This window comes from Achromobacter sp. JCM 18799, assembly GCF_055395645.1.
The window spans coordinates 2,750,684-2,767,703 of the sequence record NZ_AP043866.1 but is presented as its reverse complement, the minus strand read 5'-3'; the positions used below and the strand labels follow the sequence as shown (position 1 = coordinate 2,767,703).

The 17,020-nt window shown below is 66.8% G+C and carries 14 protein-coding genes; 4 read left to right on the top strand and 10 right to left on the bottom strand.

Features of this window, described 5'->3' with window-relative positions:
* Positions 1 to 10 precede the first annotated feature (10 nt).
* From ACZ5YA_RS13120 to ACZ5YA_RS13110, 3 genes are read left to right on the top strand one after another with little or no spacing between them, the layout of a single operon-like run.
* On the top strand, positions 11 to 2,164 hold the full coding sequence (locus tag ACZ5YA_RS13120) for an efflux RND transporter periplasmic adaptor subunit (protein ID WP_464092654.1): 2,154 nt from the start codon (positions 11 to 13) through the stop codon (positions 2,162 to 2,164).
* A 1-nt stretch (position 2,165) separates the two neighbouring features.
* Positions 2,166 to 4,148, top strand: coding sequence for a preprotein translocase subunit SecA (locus ACZ5YA_RS13115; RefSeq protein WP_464092653.1), 1,983 nt, complete (start codon positions 2,166 to 2,168; stop codon positions 4,146 to 4,148).
* Position 4,149: 1 nt separating this feature from the next.
* The gene (locus tag ACZ5YA_RS13110; protein WP_118933705.1) at positions 4,150 to 4,962 is read left to right on the top strand and encodes an efflux RND transporter periplasmic adaptor subunit; all 813 of its coding nucleotides are present in this window, start codon (positions 4,150 to 4,152) and stop codon (positions 4,960 to 4,962) included.
* A gap of 6 nt (positions 4,963 to 4,968) precedes the next feature.
* On the opposite strand, the gene ACZ5YA_RS13105 is transcribed toward ACZ5YA_RS13110, so the two are convergent.
* The 10 genes from ACZ5YA_RS13105 to ACZ5YA_RS13060 form a co-directional block, all read right to left on the bottom strand.
* Positions 4,969 to 7,410, bottom strand: coding sequence for a TonB-dependent siderophore receptor (locus ACZ5YA_RS13105; protein WP_464092652.1), 2,442 nt, complete (start codon positions 7,408 to 7,410; stop codon positions 4,969 to 4,971).
* A gap of 74 nt (positions 7,411 to 7,484) precedes the next feature.
* Positions 7,485 to 8,411 carry a FecR domain-containing protein gene (locus tag ACZ5YA_RS13100; RefSeq protein WP_464092651.1) on the bottom strand — a complete coding sequence of 309 codons (927 nt, stop codon included), beginning with the start codon at positions 8,409 to 8,411 and terminating at the stop codon, positions 7,485 to 7,487.
* Between the two features lie 94 nt (positions 8,412 to 8,505).
* Positions 8,506 to 9,009, bottom strand: coding sequence for a sigma-70 family RNA polymerase sigma factor (locus ACZ5YA_RS13095; RefSeq protein WP_251881185.1), 504 nt, complete (start codon positions 9,007 to 9,009; stop codon positions 8,506 to 8,508).
* 109 nt (positions 9,010 to 9,118) lie between these two features.
* Complete coding sequence (locus ACZ5YA_RS13090) at positions 9,119 to 9,769, bottom strand: HD domain-containing protein (protein WP_464092650.1); 651 nt, start codon at positions 9,767 to 9,769, stop codon at positions 9,119 to 9,121.
* Positions 9,770 to 9,859: 90 nt separating this feature from the next.
* The gene (locus tag ACZ5YA_RS13085; protein WP_118933710.1) at positions 9,860 to 11,191 is read right to left on the bottom strand and encodes a purine-cytosine permease family protein; all 1,332 of its coding nucleotides are present in this window, start codon (positions 11,189 to 11,191) and stop codon (positions 9,860 to 9,862) included.
* Between the two features lie 135 nt (positions 11,192 to 11,326).
* On the bottom strand, positions 11,327 to 12,316 hold the full coding sequence (locus ACZ5YA_RS13080) for a 5-oxoprolinase subunit C family protein (RefSeq protein WP_464092649.1): 990 nt from the start codon (positions 12,314 to 12,316) through the stop codon (positions 11,327 to 11,329).
* The gene (locus ACZ5YA_RS13075) at positions 12,309 to 13,181 is read right to left on the bottom strand and encodes a 5-oxoprolinase subunit B family protein (protein WP_118933711.1); all 873 of its coding nucleotides are present in this window, start codon (positions 13,179 to 13,181) and stop codon (positions 12,309 to 12,311) included. The genes ACZ5YA_RS13080 and ACZ5YA_RS13075 overlap by 8 nt, the downstream gene beginning before the upstream one ends.
* The gene (locus ACZ5YA_RS13070) at positions 13,178 to 14,578 is read right to left on the bottom strand and encodes an acetyl-CoA carboxylase biotin carboxylase subunit (protein WP_464092648.1); all 1,401 of its coding nucleotides are present in this window, start codon (positions 14,576 to 14,578) and stop codon (positions 13,178 to 13,180) included. The genes ACZ5YA_RS13075 and ACZ5YA_RS13070 overlap by 4 nt, the downstream gene beginning before the upstream one ends.
* Positions 14,579 to 14,586: 8 nt before the next feature.
* The gene (locus tag ACZ5YA_RS13065; RefSeq protein ID WP_013395528.1) at positions 14,587 to 14,829 is read right to left on the bottom strand and encodes an acetyl-CoA carboxylase; all 243 of its coding nucleotides are present in this window, start codon (positions 14,827 to 14,829) and stop codon (positions 14,587 to 14,589) included.
* 38 nt (positions 14,830 to 14,867) lie between these two features.
* A complete protein-coding gene (locus ACZ5YA_RS13060) occupies positions 14,868 to 15,644 on the bottom strand; it encodes a 5-oxoprolinase subunit PxpA (RefSeq protein WP_464092647.1) in 777 nt (258 codons plus the stop codon).
* Between the two features lie 262 nt (positions 15,645 to 15,906).
* On the opposite strand from ACZ5YA_RS13060, the gene ACZ5YA_RS13055 reads away from it, so the two are divergent.
* Positions 15,907 to 16,818 carry a LysR family transcriptional regulator gene (locus ACZ5YA_RS13055; RefSeq protein WP_118933714.1) on the top strand — a complete coding sequence of 304 codons (912 nt, stop codon included), beginning with the start codon at positions 15,907 to 15,909 and terminating at the stop codon, positions 16,816 to 16,818.
* Positions 16,819 to 17,020: the final 202 nt, after the last annotated feature.

Here is a 17,020-nt window from a genome sequence, read left to right as displayed (position 1 = left end):
AGAGCAGAAGATGTCTGGTACCGCGCTCTATAGCAATTCCTGGCACCGGGTCAGCGCGCTGCGCCCGCGGCTGCGCTCGCACATCCATATCCATCGCCACGTCTACCGGGGGCAGGTCTGGTATGTGATGCAGGACCAGAGCAATGGCGAGTTCCACCGCTATACGCCCGAGGCCAATCTGATGATCAGCCTGATGGACGGGCGCCGCACGGTGCAGGAGATCTGGGAGATCGCCTGCGGCCAGCTGGAGGGCGACGCCATGCCGCAGGACGAGGTCATCCGCCTGATGGCCCAGCTGCACCGGGCCGATGTGCTGACCACCGACCGCGCGCCGGATGTGCGCGACCTGGTCGAGCGCCGCAAGCGCCAGCGCATGCAGAAGATCAAGCAGTACATCGGCAATCCCAGCGCGCTGAAGATGCCGCTGCTGGATCCGGACCGCTGGCTGACGCGGGCGCTGCCGTATTACCGCTGGCTGTTCACCTGGCTGGGCGCCTTGCTCTGGCTGGGCGTGGTGGGCGCGGGCGCGGCGCTGGGCGCCATGCATTGGCAGGCCTTGACCCACAATATCTGGGACCAGGTGTTCTCCACGGGCAATGTGCTGGCGATGGCGCTGGTCTATCCGGTGGTGAAGGCCATCCACGAACTCGGCCACGCCTGCGCCGTGAAGGCGCGCGGCGGCGAGGTGCACGAGATCGGCCTGATGTTCCTGCTGCTGGTGCCCATTCCCTACGTGGATGCCTCGGCGGCCTCGGCCTTTGCCGACAAGCGCTGGCGCATGCTGGCGGGCGGGGCCGGCATCCTGGTCGAGTTGTTCCTGGCAGCCGTGGCGATGATCGTCTGGACCCAGCTGGATCCCGGGCTGGGGCGTTCGCTGGCCTATACCGTCATCGTCCTGTGCGGCGTTTCCACGCTGTTCATGAACGGCAATCCGCTGCTGCGCTATGACGGCTACTACGTCTTGTCGGACGCCATCGAGATACCCAACCTGGGCCAGCGGGCCAACGGCTATCTGGGCTATCTGTTCAAGCGCTATGCGCTGGGCCTGCGCGGTGTGGAAGCGCCGCGCGCGACGCCGGGCGAACGCGCGTGGTTCGCGAGCTACGCCGTGCTGTCCTTCTGCTACCGCATGTTCATCATGTTCCTGGCCATCTTCATCATGGCGGGGCAGTTTTTCTTCTTCGGCGTGCTGCTGGCCATGTGGGCGCTGTTCAACACCATCGTCATGCCGCTGTGGCGCCTGGGCCGGCAGTTCTATGCCGACCCGCAGATCCAGGCGCACCGCTTGCGCTCCTATCTGATCTGCGGGCTGTGCGTGCTGGGCGCGGTTGGCCTGGCGGGCGCGCTGCCGCTACCCTCGTCCACCGATACGGAGGGCGTGGTCTGGGTGCCGCCTTCCGCCCAGGTCAGGGCGCCGGTGGCCGGCTTCGTGCGTGCGCGGCAGGCGGCCGACGATGCGCCGGTGGGGCAGGGCGCGCCGCTGCTGACGCTGGAAAACGACGAGCTGCTGCGCCGCGATGCCATGCTGGCCGCCCAGGTCGACGAGTACCAGGCGCGCTACGTGCAGGCCTATGCGCAGAACCAGGTGCAGGCGGCCATCATGCGTCATCAATGGACCAGCCTGCAGACCGAGCGGCGGGCGATCCAGGAACAGGTCCAGGCGCAGCAGGTGCGCAGCCCGCACGCCGGACGCTACGTGCCGGCGCAGCCGGAGGACATGACGGGCCGCTACGTGCAGCGCGGCGAACTGTTGGGCTATGTGTTGACCGACGCGGAAACCGTGCGCGTGGTGGTGCCGCAATCCAGCCTGGAGCGCATCCACCGCTCGCTCAGGAACGTGCGCGTGCGGCTGGTGCAGGACAGCGGCGAGGAGTTCAAGGCGGTGGTCTCGCGCGAGGTGCCGGCCGCTACCGATGAACTGCCCAGCCTGGCGCTCAGCCTGCAGGGCGGGGGCAGCATAGGCGTGGATCCGCGCAAGTCGCAGGAAGGGCGCGCCAAATCCGCGGAGAACCTGTTCGTGATGGACCTGGCGCTGCCCCAGGATGCGCCGCGCGCCTATCTTGGCGCCCGGGTCTACGTGAAGTTCTCGCACGAGCCCAGGCCGCTGGCGTTGCAGGCCTACGACGCGGTGCGGCAGATGGTGCTGCGCCAGTTCCGCCTCTGATATGCGCGCCTTCGACGCTCTCCACCCCGACCCGCTCTATCCTGAAAAGGAGAGCGAGCGCCATGCCAACAAGCTGGAGGCATGGGGCACGGCTGCGCTGCGCTGGCTGAGCCGCAAGCGCCGCCAGCCCCTGTGGCGCACCCGCCGCATCCTGGCGCGGGTGCGGCGCGAAACGCAGGCGCTGGGCGACATCGACCTGGCGGGCGTGCGCCGGCGGGCCGACGAGATCGCGTTCGACCTGCGCGCCAACGGCATCAACCAGGAAAGCGCGGCGCGCGCCTTTGCGCTGATCCGCCAGGCGGGCCGGCTGGCGTTGGGCAAGGCGCATTTCGACGTCCAGCTGCTGGGCGGCTGGGCCATGCTGCAAGGCATGGTGGCGGAGATGAACACGGGCGAAGGCAAGACGCTGACGGCGACCTTGCCGGCCGCCACGGTCGCCATGGCCGGCCTGCCGGTGCATGTCATCACCACCAATGACTACCTGGTCGAGCGCGATGCGCAGATCATGGGGCCCATCTACGAAGCGCTGGGCCTGTCGGTGGCCTGGGTCAGCATGGAAATGGACATACCCACGCGGCGCAAGGCCTATCAGGCGGACGTGGTGTACTGCTCCAACAAGACCCTGGTGTTCGACTACCTGCGCGACCTGATCGTGCTGGACAGCGACAAGGACGAAGACGCCTTGCGCCTGGAACGGCTGCGGGGGGAGCAGGGCAGGCTATCCCAGCTGTACCTGCGCGGCCTGTGCTATGCGATCGTGGACGAGGCCGACAGCGTGCTGGTCGACGAGGCGCGCACGCCGCTCATCATTTCCGGCGTGCAGGAGGACGACACCGCCGACGTGACGCGCCAGGCCATGGAACTGGCCGCAAGCCTGACGCCTGAACACTACCGCCTGCACCGCGGCGAACGCCGCGCGATTCTGACCGAACTGGGGCGCGAGCAGCTGCGCGAATTGTGCGCCGCGCTGCCGGCGCCATGGAGCATCCCGTTCCGGCGCGAAGAGCTGATGCTCAGCGCCTTGACCGTGTTGCATCTGTACCGGCTGGATGAGCAATACATCATCCGCGACGGCAAGATCATGGTGGTCGATGAGTTCACCGGACGTGTGATGCCGGACCGGTCCTGGGGCCAGGGCCTGCACCAGATGCTGGAACACAAAGAGGGGCTGGAACTGAGCGAACCGCGCGCTACCCTCAAGAGCATCAGCTACCAGCGCTTCTTCAAGCACTATCTGCTGCTGTCCGGCATGACGGGCACGGCCGCGGAAATCCGCGCCGAGCTGGGCCGCGTTTACGACCTGCCGGTGGTCCGCATTCCCACCCATCGCAAGTCGCGGCGGCGACATGCGCCGGATGCCGTGTACCCCACTCTGGAAGAAAAGTGGGCCGCCGTGCGCGACCGCACGCGCGCCCTGCATCGGCAAGGGGTGCCCATCCTGATTGGCACGCGTTCGGTCGCCGCGTCCGAGCAGGTGGCCCAGGTGCTGGCCCAGGCCGGCCTGCCCGCTGTGGTGCTCAATGCCAAGCAGGACGCCGACGAGGCCGATATGATCGCGCGCGCTGGTGAATTGGGCAGCATCATGATCGCCACCAACATGGCTGGCCGGGGCACGGATATCCCCTTGTCGGAGGCCGCGCGCGAGGCCGGCGGCCTGCACGTCATCCTGACCGAGCGGCATGAATCCGCCCGCATCGACCGCCAATTGGAAGGACGCAGCGGCCGCCAGGGCGATCCTGGCCATGTCGAAGCCATCCTGTCGCTGGAAGACTCCGTGCTGGACAGCGTCGCCAGCGGCGTCTGGGCCGCCCTTTCGCGGCTGCTGCTCGCACGGCGCGGGCAGGACCGCAACGGGTTGGCGGCGCGCTGGCTGCGTTTCGCCCAGGCCCGCACCGAACGAAAACTGGCCCGCGAGCGCCGCCAGATGGTGGCCGCGGATGAAGAACTTGAGAATTCCCTGTCCTTCTCGGGGCAGGGCGACTGACATGCAAAGACCCGATCCCATGACGACCCGCCATCGCTTTGTCCGCCCGGCCCTGTTGGCCTGCCTGTTCGCCACTGCCGCAGGCGCGCAGGGGCTGCCGCCCGATGCCCGCCTGCCGGTGCTGGCCGAGCCCGCGCTGTCCGCGCAGGCCGGCAATCTGCATGCGCCCATGGCCTGCCTGATGGAACCCTTCCAGGTGTCCGAATTGGGCAGCGCGTCGGCCGGCGTGCTGAGCAGCGTGCTGGTGCAGCGCGGCGACGTGGTCAAGAAAGGCCAGGTGGTGGCCGAACTGAACACCAGCGTCGACGAGGCCACGCTGGGTCTGCGCCGCGCCGAGGCGGCCTACCTGAGCCGCGTCGTCGACCGCAACACCGATCTGTTCAAGCGCCAGCTGCTGCCTGCGGGGGATTACGACGAAATGACCTCGCGCAGCCGCCAGGCACAGTTACAGGTGGCGCTGCAGCAGGCGATTCTGGCCGAACGCAGCATCAAGAGCCCCTTCGACGGCGTCGTCGCCGAGCGCTATGCAGGTCCGGGCGACCGCGTCAATGACAACAAGATCGTCAAGCTGGCGCAGATCAATCCCTTGCTGGTGAGGGTGGTGGTGCCGGAAGGCCTGTATGGCCAGATCAAGGCCGATGCGCAGGCGCAGGTCAGCGTCAATCAGGCGATCACCGACAAGCCGCTGGAAGCGAAGGTCTGGCGCATCGACCGGGTGATGGACGCCGCCAGCGGCACTTTTACCGTGCTGCTGCGCGTGCCCAACGAGGGCAATGTGATTCCGTCGGGCATCCGCTGCTCGGTGAAGTTCTGAGCCTGCCTACCAGCGATAGCTCACCGTCCCGATCACCCGCCTGGGCTCGCCGTAGAAGCATCCATAGGTGCAATTCCCGATATAGGTCTTGTCCGCCAGGTTGGTGCCATTGAGCGCAAAGCGCCACGGGCCGGTGCTGTAGCTGATCATGGCGTCGAACAGCGTGAAGGCCGGCACTTCGGCGTTGGTCTGGCTGCGCGTGCTGCCCACATAGCGCATGCCGGCGCCCGCCTTCAGACCGGGCAGCCCGAGACTGCCGAAACTGTAGTCGGCCCAGAGCGAGAGCTGGTTGTACGGCACGCCGGGAGTGCGCATGCCTTCCTGTTCGGGTTGCAAGGGGCTGGCTTGCGTGGTGCGGGCGTCGGTATAGGCGTAGGCGGCGATGAGGTTGATGTCGCGGGTGAGAGCCGAACGGACTTCCAGTTCGAAGCCGCGCGAGCGCACCTCGCCAGCCTGTATCGAGTACGTCATCGACGGATCGGAGGGATCGGCGACCAGCACATTCTTGCGGGTTATCTGGTAAACGGCCGCCGACACCATGGTGTGGGAGCCCGGCGGTTGATAGCGCAGGCCGGCTTCGTATTGCTGGCCGGTGGTGGGCTTGAAGCGGCCGCCGCTGCGGTCATTGCCCTCGGTCGGTTCGAAGGACTCGCTGTAGCTCAGGAAGGGGGCGAGGCCGTTGGGGGCGAGGTAGACCAGGCCCGCCCGGCCGGTAAAGGCTTTGTTCTTTTCATTGTCCGCGGTCTTTTCGCCGGTGAAGAAGTTACCCGAGTCGAACCGTACCCAATCCTGCCGTCCGCCCAGCAGCACGACCCAGCGGTCGGCAATCTTCATCTGATCCTGGAGGTATAGGCCCAGCCGCTTGGTATCGCTTTTCCAGGAGTAGGGGTTTTGCGTCTCGATGCCGCCTATCGGACTGCCATAGACGGGGTTGTAGATATCGATGTTGCCGAGTTCGCGCTGGTAGCGTTCGGATTCGTGGTGGGCGACGGAATAGTCCAGACCGGCAAGAAAGGTGTGTTCCACCGGACCCGTGCGCAACTGGTATTGCAGCGAGGTGTCCGAGACGACGCCTGAAGAGCGGTCCCAACGCGGCGCCGCGCCGCGATAGGCGGTCGTGCGGCCGTCATCCTGCAGTCCGCTGATCCAGACCGAGCGGTATTCGTTGCTGGCATGCATGTAGCGCAGGCTGTTGCGCAGCTTCACCTGGTCGTTGAAGGCATGTTCGAACAAATAGCCGACCGAGTAGCGCTCCAGGTCGAACTTGTCGTAACCGGGTTCGCCGGTAAAGCGTTCGCGGGGAATTCTTCCGTTGGGGTTGGGCAGGATCGTGCCGCTTTCGGGCAGGCCGTAGACATAGCCTGTCCTGTCTTTCTGATAATCGGCGAGCAAGGTCAGGGAAGTGGCTGCGCTGGGCCGCCAGGTCATCGCGGGCGCCACGTAGGCGCGCCGGTCAGGAATGTGGTCGATGAAGGTGTCCGCATCGCGGCCGAGAAAGGTAAGCCGGTATGACCAGACGCCTTCCTCGTCCAGCGGCCCGCCGAAATCGCCTGATACCTGCTTGCGGTCGAAGCTGCCGGTTTCGACGTTCAGCTCGCGCAGGGCCGCGGCCGGGGGCCGCTTGCTGATGGTGTTGATGATGCCGCCGGGCGCGGCGGCGCCATAGAGCACAGAGGATGCGCCTTTGAGGACTTCGATGCGTTCCAGGCCATAGGGTTCCTGCTGGCCGTTGAAGATATTGACTGTGTACTTGGTGCCGTCGCGGTACTGGTTGCCGTTGCCATCGAGCTGAAAACCCCGGACGATCAAGGTGTCCGAGGTCCGGTCCAGTCCTTCCGAGCGGTTGACCCCGGCGACATAGCCCAGCGCGTCCTGCAGGTTCTGCGGCTTGAGCATTTCGATTTCCTCGGCGCCGACGATGCTGATCGACTGCGGCGTTTCAATCAGGGCGGTGTCCGTCTTGGTGCCGGTGGCGCTGCGCGTGGCGGCATAGCCGTAGAGAGGGCCGGTGGCGGTCTCGTGCGCGCCGACCACCTCGACGGGAGCGAGCTGCTGAGTGCTGCCAGGCCGCAATACATAGCCGCCGCTGGGCCGCACGGCGGCCTCGAAGCCGGTACCCGCCAGCAATGCTTGCAAGCCATCCTGCGCCGTGTAGCGGCCTTGGATTCCCTTGCTCTGGAGGCCGTTGGTCTGCTCGGTCGAGAAAGACAGCATCAGGCCGGACTCACGACCGTAGCGGTTGAGCGCGGCGGTCAACGGACCGGCGGGAATGTCGTAGTACCGTGCTTCCTCCGCGGCCTGCGCATGCGCCATTGGGGCGCACACGGCTAGCGGGACGATGGCGGCGCAACCCCGCAGGCCGCGCGTGGCCATGCTGACCAGGGCGTGCAGGCGCAGGCGGCCGGCCGCTGGAATGGAAGTCGTTGGTTTCGGGCGGTTTAAACCCATATGCAGTTCCCCGGAGCAAGAATGAAGGCAATGTGTGGTCCTACTCTTCTTGCCCCGCGAAAAACGAAAAGGGATCAACCGTTGCGGAATTTTTCTGTAGTCCGGGCCGGACGGGGCCGCAGCGTGACCCAATAGCGCGTGAGGTAGCTCACCGTGACGGGCAGGGTGTCGACGAGCATTTCCAGGACGCGGTCGGTATCGGCGGTGGGATAGGTGCCCGTGACCTTGAGGTGTGCCACCGCATCGTCCCAGGCCAGGCGGCCGGGGCGATAGCGCGCAAGCTCGGCCAGGAATGCCGGCAGAGGCATGTCCTGGGCGACGATGATGCCTTGGGTCCAGGCCAGCGCATCTTCGTTGGCGGAACCCGCCGCGGTAGCAGCATGACGTCCCAGCCAGCCTTGCTGCCCGGCCCGCAGCAGGGCTGGCGCGCCGCTGGCGGGAGCCAGCTCGACGGCGCCCTCGAAGACGGCGACCAGGCTTTCGGCGCTGCTGCGTCCGTCCAGGTCGCGTACGGAAAAACGCGTGCCCAGGGCGCGGATGCTGCCTTGGCCGGTGCGCACGAGGAAGGGGCGAGGCGGGTCCGCCGCGGGATCCGGCGCGGTGGTGATCAGCAGTTCGCCGCTGATGAGGCGCAGCGCGCGTTCCGTCTGCGTGAATTGGATGTCGATGGCGGTGCCGGCATTGAGCGCGACCTGGGTGCCGTCTGGCAGCAGGCGGTTCAAAAGTTCGCCCGCGCCGGTCCGGCTGTCGGCAGTCCAGCGCCGCCAGGCGCGCTGCTCGTCCAGCATCGAGGCCGCGCCGCCCGCGAAGACGGCAAGCGCCAGCGTCTTGACGAGCCTGCGGCGCGCGGGAGAATCGGGAACGGTGAGCGTTGCGCGCGCCAGGGGCGCGGGCACGCCCTGCAGCTTGGCCTGGAAGCCCTCGATATGCTGCCACGCGCGTTCGTGTTCAGGATCCGCTGCGCGCCATTCGCGCCAGCGCCGAAGCGTGTTGCTGGCCACGCTGTCACCTTGCAGTTCGACCAGCCAATGCGCTGCCTGAAGACGGACGCTGGAGGCGATGGGGGGGCATCGGGCCGGGTTCCAGGTAATCGGGTTACGCGAAGCAGCAGTGCGCCAAAGCCTTGGCGATGTAGCGTTTGACCGTGGGCACCGACACGCCAAGCTCGACTGCGATCTCGCTTTGGCGCTTGCCATCGATCTGGGATAGCAGAAAAGCTTGTCTCATCAAGCGGGGCAGGGCGTCGAGCAGGCGATCGATCTCGAACAGGGTTTCGAGCAGGATGGCCTGGGTTTCCGGCGAAGGCGTCTGAGGCTCCGGCAGGAGCGCCAGCGCCTCCAGGTAAGCCTGTTCCAGACGCTGGCGCCGACGCAGATTCAGTACCAGCCCATGTGCGATGGTCGTCAGCAGCGCGCGCGGCTCGCGTATTTCGGGCAGGGCATCCTTTGTGAGCAGGCGCACGAACGTGTCATGCGCCAGGTCGGCGGCGCTGCAGGCATCGCCGAGCTTGCGCCGCAGCCAGCCTTTCAGCCAACCGCCATGGTCGATGTACAGGCCTTCGATGTCCTGCTGCGGTAACGCGAATTTATTGGCCGGCACGGCAAGCCCCCCCACCGCGCATCGGGCCTGGATTCGGCCGGCATCAGTGTTTATGAGAATGGTTCTTATTATATAACATGAACACTGGCCGATCGAAGATAGCGCCGTTTCAGGCCGCCCAATCCGCCACGAACTCGTCGCGGAACCGTCTTATCCAGTCCAGCCGCGTGGCCGCAAGCACGCGGCCGCCTTCCGTCTGCATGGTTCCCGCGATGCTGGCGAGCTTCAATTCGATGTGATCCAGGGTATAGATGCCGTCGTCCAGTTGCCGATGCGCGCCCATGGGATCGTCGGGGTGCGCCAGCGCCCGTCCCAACTGCCCGCCGACGTGGAACATGCGGGCCAGTCCCACCGGTCCGAGCGCATCCAGGCGGTCGGCATCCTGCACGATGCGGGCCTCGATGGTCCGCGGCGGGATGTTGGCGGAGTAGCTGTGGGCCTCGATGGCGTGATGGACGCCTTCGAGCTTGGCTGAGGGATATCCGGCCGCCCGCAGCTCGCGCACGGCCTGGTCAGCCGCCATGGCCGAGGCGCGTGCCCGGTCAGGATGGTTCTTGGGCAGGTTGACCAAGTCATGCAGGTAACTGGCGGCCATGACCACCACGGCGTCGGCCTCGGGGTGGTGCGCCAGCATGCCGGCCGCGGCTTTCCATACGCGTTCCAGATGGCTCAGGTCATGGGCGCCGTCGCCGGTATCCGCGTTCCGGGCGATCTGTATGAGCTGCGGCCGCAATGCCGCCAAATCTACGCGCATGTTCATTTCCTTCCACCTGCCTGGGGATCAGTGGAAAGTGTACACAGGACACTTCGGGCCGGGCCGCGGGTTTTGCCGCGCGGCCCGGGTGCGGCATCAGCCGCCCTGCGCCTGCATCCGTCCCGCAGCCGTGGAGCAGATCCGGTACACCAGCGCCGACACCACGAAGCTGGCCGGCGCGGCCAGCGTCGCCGCGAAGCCGGCCGTATGCATCAGCGCGAGGCCGCAGATCGCGCCCGCGAACCAGCCGGCCAGGCCGGCGCGGTTGAAGGCCGCGCCGCCTTCGTTTGGCGCCGCGGATTCCTGGCCACCCAGGATGTGGACCAGCGCCACCGCCACCCAGGACACCACGAATATGCCCTGGTAGGCGAGCGCCTGCAGCAGGTACGAGAACACGTCCAGCAGCATCAGTGCATAGGTCACCGCACCCACGATGACCGCCCACATCGCCTTGGGCCAGCGCATGCCCGGCCAGCGCGCGAAGAACGCCTGCATGTTGATGGTGGCCAGGTAGTAGTTGGCGGTGTTGATGCGGGTCTGCGTGATCCAGACGAACAGCAAGCCGCCCAGGCCCATCAGCTTGAGCAGCGCCAGCACCACCGACACCTCCGACAGCGCGGCGTCGCTGGGAATCGTGCTGACCAGATAGATGCCGGCCACGCCGTTGAGCAGGAAGGTCACCAGGTAGAACGGCATGCCGAAGTTGTAGCGGCTATGGTAGGTCTGGTCCTCGCGCTTGCCGAAGCGGGCGTAGTCGAAGGTGAACATCATCAGGACCCACACGCCCATGTAGTACACGAAGGCGTCCCACCAGCCGCCCGGGACGGGCCCTTCGGGCGGGCCGAACGACAGCCAGGCGTCGCTGTAGCCGTATTCCTGCGTCGCCATCACCACGGCCAGCAGCAGGCCCAGCAGATAGAACGGCAGCAGCACGCCGTTGAACTTGTCGAGCCATCTTTGCACGCTGCCGAAGATCAGCAGCACGCTGTAGATGACCACCACCAGCGCCACCAGCCAGTACGGCACGGCCGGATAGAGATGATGCGCCGCGACCGACATCACCGCGCCTTCGAACACCGCGTAGTAGATGGCGGTGGCGAAGAAGATCAGCGTGGCCAGCGCCGCGCCCGAGGTGCCGAAGAGCCGGCGCGAGAACAGCGCCACCGACAGGCCGCTGCGGATCGCATAGCGGCTGATGACGCCGTTGATCAGCCCGTAGCTGATCACCGACAGCACCATGCCGATGATGGCGTTGCGGGCGCCGTATTTCAGCGCCAGCGTGGCGCCGACGACGATGTAGAAGACGGCGCTGCACACGGCCCACCAGGCCATGGTGAGAGCGTAGCGGGGCATGCGGTCGCTGTCGGCGACGGCGTGCAGCGAGTTGTCCGTCTCATCGGACGGTTTGCGTGAGGTCATGTTGGCCATGTCGGATCTCCTGGCGGGATCGGATGCTGCGGTTCGACTGCGGAACGGGCGCGCGTCGCCCACCGGCCTTGCCAGTGGGCGAGGCCGGAATACACGAAAACGGGGGAAGGGCGCGGCCTGGCCGCGCCCCGGGTGTCAGCCGCTGAGCGCCTGATGCAGCCGCTCGAAGCGGGCGCGGTAGTCGCGCCTTGCGGCCACCGCCTGCTCCAGCGTCACCCGCTCGAAATGGGCGCTCTGGTTGGGCTGCATCTGGCCGACCTTGTCCAGGTCGGCGCTGATGACCGTGCCTATCATGGCGTAGCCGCCGCCGGACACCGCGTCGCGGTGCAGGATGATGGGCTCCACGCCAGCAGGCACCTGGATGGAGCCGATGGGATAGCAGGCGTCGACGATGTTCGACGGGTCGGCGCCCGCGCCGAAAGGCTGTTCGCGGGCGCGAAAGCGCAGCGGGCGGCCCTGCTTGTAGCGGTAGCCGATGCGGTCGGCTTCCGAGGTCACGGTCCAGACGTCTTCATAGAAGGCGGCGGCGGATTCGGGCTCCAGCCGGTGGTCGTACAGGCCCGGCAGCACGCGCAGCGTTTGCGTCTTGGGCGGAGCCTCGGCCAGCGCGGCTGGCAGTTCGCGGCCCACGCGCGTGCGGATGGAGGCCCGGCCCACCGCCAGCCGGTCGCCGGCCTGCAGCTTGCGGCCTTCATGGCCGCCGATGGAGCCCAGCGCATAGGTCGAGCGGCTGCCCAGGACCACAGGCACGTCGATGCCGCCCGCGACCGCGAGGCAGGCGCGGGCGCCGGCCTGCACGAAGTCGAACGACAGCCGGCTGCCGGCCTGCACCGCCAGCGCCACGTTGCAGGCCTGCGCCACGCCGTCGATCTTGGGGATCATGCTGGCGCCCGTCACGGCGATCACGGCGGCGCGGTGGAACATCAATTCGGGGCCGAGCAGCGTGCATTCCAGCACGGCGGCGTCGGCGGCGTTGCCCACCAGCAGGTTGGCGGCCGCCAGCGCGTACTGGTCGAGCGCGCCGGACGGCGGTATGCCCAGGTGGTAGTAGCCCTGGCGGCCCGTGTCCTGCACCGAAGTGGCCAGGCCGGGCTTGATGACTTCGATGATGGGATCGTTAGGCATGGAGCGTCTCCAGCAGTTGGGCGTTGCAGGCATCGGGGGCGCGCTGGAACTCGGCCAGCGAGAACGACACGGGCCGGATGCGCAGCGCGAAGCTGCCAGCCTCGACCTGCGCCGCGGCCTGGTCGTACTCGTCGCGGGTGATGGGCTTGAACTTCACGATGTCGCCCGGGCGGAAGAACACCATGGAGTCGCGCAGATGCGCCTGGCGCTGGGCCGGCTCGAAGATCGGCGCGGGCGTGACGCCGAACATCTGGTAGCCGCCCGCGCCGCGCACCGAGTAGATGCAGCCGAAGCAGCCGCCGTGTCCCACCGTGTGCTTGGGCGTGTCGGTGCGGGGGCGCAGGTACTTCGGAACTTGCAGCTGGCGCTCGCGCTCCACCATCTGGTACATGAAGGGCAGCCCGGCCACGAAGCCCACCATGGACACGAACCAGGGCGAGCCGGAATGGGCGTCGATGAAGCCCTGCACCGAGTCGTGGCCGTTGATGCGGGCCGCGTATTCCAGATCGGTGGACGCCGGATCCTGATGCCTTTCGCGAAACCGCATCAGGGTCTCGTGGGTCCAGGGATCGTTGTAATACACCGGCACTTCGATGATGCGGGTCGCCAGCGTCAGGTTGGCCAGGTCCATGCCTGCCTCCAGTTCGCGCAGCAAGGCCAGCAGGGCGTCCGGCGCGATGCGGTCGGGGTCGTACCGCACCTGGTAGGACGCATTGGCCGGGCAGATCTCGGTCACGCCGTCGACCGCGCGTTCGCGCAGCGCCCGCGTGATCGCCATGCCCTTGAAAAAGGATTCCAGCGACATGTCCTCGCTGATCTCGACGAAGATGAACTCGTCGCCGCCGTGGGTGTAGCGCAAGCTCATTGGTTGTCCTCCCGGTCCCTTTGCATCCAGGCCTCAAGATAATTAGTGTGGTAGCGGCCCGCCAGCACGTCCGCATCCTCCAGCAGCTCGCGGTGCAGCGCCAGTGTCGAATGCACGCCGGCGAGTTCGACTTCGTCGAGCGCGCGCGCCATGCGCGTCAGCGCCGCCGCGCGGTCCTCGTCCCAGACGATCAGCTTGGCCAGCAGCGAGTCATAGTAGGGCGGTACGGCGCAGCCCGGATACAGCATCGAGTCCACGCGCACGCCGGGGCCGCCGGGCCAGCGCACGTGTTCGACCCGGCCCGGGCTGGGCGCGAAGTTGCGCGTGGGGTCTTCGGCGTTGATGCGGCATTCGATCGCAGCGCCGCGGATGGCGATGTCCTGCTGGCGCCAGCGCAGCGGCTCGCCGTCGGCGATGCGCAGCATTTCGCGCACCAGGTCCACGCCCGTGATGGCTTCGGTGATGGGGTGCTCGACCTGGATGCGGGTATTCATCTCGATGAAATAGAACTCGCCCGCGCCGCGGCTGTCGTCATACAGATACTCCAGCGTGCCTGCGCCACGGTATCCGACCGAGCGCGCCAGTTGCGCCGCCGATTCGCACAGTTTCTGCCGGGTGGCGGGGGCCAGGGCGGGCGAGGGCGCTTCTTCCAGCACCTTCTGCCGGCGCCGTTGCAGGGAGCATTCGCGTTCGTACAGGTGGACGGCGTTGCTGCCGTCGCCCAGGACCTGAACTTCGATGTGGCGGGCGCGCGGCAGATAGCGTTCCAGGTACACGCCGGCTTCGCCGAAGGCCGCCTGTGCCTCGGCCTGGGCCTGCGGCATCTGCGCGCGCAGTTCGGCTTCGTCGCGCACCACGCGGATGCCGCGCCCGCCGCCGCCCGCGGCCGCCTTGATCATGAGCGGGTAGCCGATGACGGCGGCATGGGTCAGGGCTTCATCCAGCGACGACAGCACGCCCTCGCTGCCCGGTACCGTCGGCACGCCGGCCTTCTGGGCGCAGGCGCGCGCTGCAGCCTTGTCGCCCATCGTGCGGATGGTGGCGGCATCGGGCCCGACGAAGATCAGGCCGGCGTCGCTCACGGCCTCCGCGAATGCCGCGTTTTCCGACAGGAAGCCGTAGCCGGGATGTACCGCCTGGACGCCGGTGCTGCGGGCGGCGTCCAGCAGCGCTTCGGTATTCAGATAGCTGCGCGTCGCGTGCGAGGGGCCGATGAGTACCGCCTCGTCGGCCATGCGCGTGGCCAACGCGTCGCGGTCCGCCTCGCTGTACACGGCGACGGTGCGCATGCCCAGTTCGCGGGCGGCGCGGATGATGCGCAAGGCGATTTCGCCGCGGTTGGCGACCAGCACCTTGTGGATGCGGCGCGGCCGGTAGGGGAGATGGATATCGGACATGGCGCGGCCTATCCCTCGATGCGCAGCAGGGGCTGCCCGGCTTCCACCGGTTCGCCGTCTTCGACGAGGATTTCCGCCACCACGCCGCCGGTGGGCGTTTCGATCTGGTTGAACTGCTTCATGACTTCGACGATGCCGATCACGGCGCCGGCGGCGACCGTGGCGCCAGGCTCCACGAAGGGGGCCGCGTCGGGGCTGGGGCGGCGATAGAAGGTTCCGGGCAGGGGGCTGGGAATATCGTGCAACGGCATGGGTTTCTCCTTGGAATGTTGTTTGGGCGGCAGGCGGTTCAGGGGCCGGTCACGCTGGGCGGCGCGATCCGGATGCCGTGGGTTTCCAGCTTCTCGCGGGTGGCGCGCACCAGGGACAGGGCGCCGGGCGTGTCGCTGTGTATGCAGACAGAATCGAAGTCGATGGCGATGTCCTTGCCTTCGACCGTGCGCACGCGTCCCTCGGTGCAGGCGCGCAGCACCTTTTCGGCGACCTGGGCGGGGTCCAGCGGCTGGGTGTAGCGGGTGAAGACGATGGAGCCGCCGGCGTCGTAGTCGCGGTCGGCGTAGAACTCGCGCACCACGGGCTGGTTCAGTTCGCGCGCCAGTCGGTAGGTGACCGAGCTTTCCATGCAGTACAGCGCCAGCGTGGGCTCCAGTTCCTGCAGCGTTTCGATCAGGCGGCGCGACAGGGCTTCGTCGCGGGCGGCCTGCATGTACAGCGCGCCATGCGGTTTGACGTGTTGCAGGCGCAGTCCGTGCAGCCGGGCGAATTCGCGCAGCGCGCCCAGCTGATAGACGATGTCGTGCACCAGCGCTTCGGCGCTTTCGCGCATGTCGCGCCGGCCGAAGCCGACCAGGTCGCGAAAACCGGGATGGGCGCCGATGCAGACGCCGTGTTCGCGGGCCTGCAGCACCGTGCGGTTCATGATCCGCGGGTCGCCGGCATGGAAGCCCGTGGCGATGTTGGCCGAACTGATCAAGGGCATGATCGCTTCGTCCACGCCGTCCCCGATGGTCCATGGGCCAAATCCTTCCCCCATGTCCGAGTTGAGGTCGATGCTGCGCTTGCTCATTGCGGGAGGCTCCTTCTTGTCGCTCGCCGCATCCGGCGCGGCGTGTGACGTGAACATTAGCCAAGCCTCAAGGGGATAAAAAGATCTTTTTATTGATCTATAGATATCTGTTTTTTAGATAAGCGTCCGTCGCGTTGGCGGCCGCGTTTCGAAGATTTCTCTATGAAAAATAAGGGATACCCCTGATGGGGCGGATGGGGATGCGCAAAGAATATGCAGATATCCTGAGGGGAAGATATCGATTAAACAGATAAGGCTAGACATGTCGATTACCCTACGCCAGCTCAAATACTTCATCGCCGCGGCCGAACTGGGCCAGATTTCGCAGGCGGCGATCCAGCTGGCGATATCCCAGTCGGCCATCACCAGCGCCATCCGCGAACTGGAGGAAACGGTGGGCACGGCGCTGTTCCAGCGCGGCGCCCACGGCGTGACGCTGACCCACAGCGGCCGCACCTTCCTGAACCACGCCTACAACATCCTGTCCTCGGTCGACGAAGCCCTGCGCATGCCGGCGGCGGCGGAAGAGGTATCGGGCCGCCTGCTGCTGGCGGCGTCCTATACGGTGATCGGCTACTTCCTGCCGTATCACCTGCAGCGGCTGTCGCAGCTGTATCCCCGTTTGGACATCCAGCTGCACGAACTGAACCGCAGCGCCATCGAGGAAGGCCTGATCGCGAACCGCTATGACATGGCGGTGCTGCTGACCTCCAACGTCGCCAACCCGGATCTGGCGGTGGAGCATTTCTTCGGCTCGCCGCGACGCCTCTGGCTGCCGGCCAGGCATCCTTTGCTGGCGGCGGACGCCGTGACCCTGGAGGACGTTTCGCGCGAACCCTTCATCATGCTGACCGTGGACGAGGCGGCCTACACCGCCTTGCGCTACTGGAACGAAACCCCCTTCAAGCCCGACGTGAGGCTGCGCACCTCATCCGTCGAGGCGGTGCGCAGCATGGTGGCCAACGGCAGCGGCGTGGCCCTGCTGTCGGACATGGTCTACCGGCCCTGGTCGCTGGAAGGCCGGCGCATAGAAACGGTCCAGCTCAAGGACCCGATTCCGCCGATGAACGTGGGGCTGGCCTGGCGCCGGGGCGCGGAAGTATCGCCCGCCATGCAGGCGGTGCGGGACTATTTCCGGCATGCGTACATGGCGCAGCGGGGCGGGGCGGGCTGAGCCCACGCCAACGGTTCGAACCATCTTCCAAATCGATCCGCCAGGCCGCCGGCGCCTCGCGGCAGGGGCTGCGCATGCCTGCGCGACTCCGTGAAATCCCTCATGCGGACAGGCCGTAAAACGATTGCCGTTTGAATATTCACTGATGTATATATCAATGTATGCATTGATGTGAACAGAAGTCGGGCCTGCCCGTGCCGCT

Bases quoted from the DNA above. Each gene is read 5' to 3' on its own strand.
- ACZ5YA_RS13120 (WP_464092654.1), top strand. From the start codon at position 11: ATGTCTGGTACCGCGCTCTATAGCAATTCCTGGCACCGGGTCAGCGCG.
- ACZ5YA_RS13115 (WP_464092653.1), top strand. From the start codon at position 2,166: ATGCGCGCCTTCGACGCTCTCCACCCCGACCCGCTCTATCCTGAAAAG.
- ACZ5YA_RS13110 (WP_118933705.1), top strand. From the start codon at position 4,150: ATGCAAAGACCCGATCCCATGACGACCCGCCATCGCTTTGTCCGCCCG.
- ACZ5YA_RS13105 (WP_464092652.1), bottom strand. From the start codon at position 7,410: ATGGGTTTAAACCGCCCGAAACCAACGACTTCCATTCCAGCGGCCGGC.
- ACZ5YA_RS13090 (WP_464092650.1), bottom strand. From the start codon at position 9,769: ATGAACATGCGCGTAGATTTGGCGGCATTGCGGCCGCAGCTCATACAG.
- ACZ5YA_RS13085 (WP_118933710.1), bottom strand. From the start codon at position 11,191: ATGGCCAACATGACCTCACGCAAACCGTCCGATGAGACGGACAACTCG.
- ACZ5YA_RS13080 (WP_464092649.1), bottom strand. From the start codon at position 12,316: ATGCCTAACGATCCCATCATCGAAGTCATCAAGCCCGGCCTGGCCACT.
- ACZ5YA_RS13075 (WP_118933711.1), bottom strand. From the start codon at position 13,181: ATGAGCTTGCGCTACACCCACGGCGGCGACGAGTTCATCTTCGTCGAG.
- ACZ5YA_RS13070 (WP_464092648.1), bottom strand. From the start codon at position 14,578: ATGTCCGATATCCATCTCCCCTACCGGCCGCGCCGCATCCACAAGGTG.
- ACZ5YA_RS13065 (WP_013395528.1), bottom strand. From the start codon at position 14,829: ATGCCGTTGCACGATATTCCCAGCCCCCTGCCCGGAACCTTCTATCGC.
- ACZ5YA_RS13060 (WP_464092647.1), bottom strand. From the start codon at position 15,644: ATGAGCAAGCGCAGCATCGACCTCAACTCGGACATGGGGGAAGGATTT.
- ACZ5YA_RS13055 (WP_118933714.1), top strand. From the start codon at position 15,907: ATGTCGATTACCCTACGCCAGCTCAAATACTTCATCGCCGCGGCCGAA.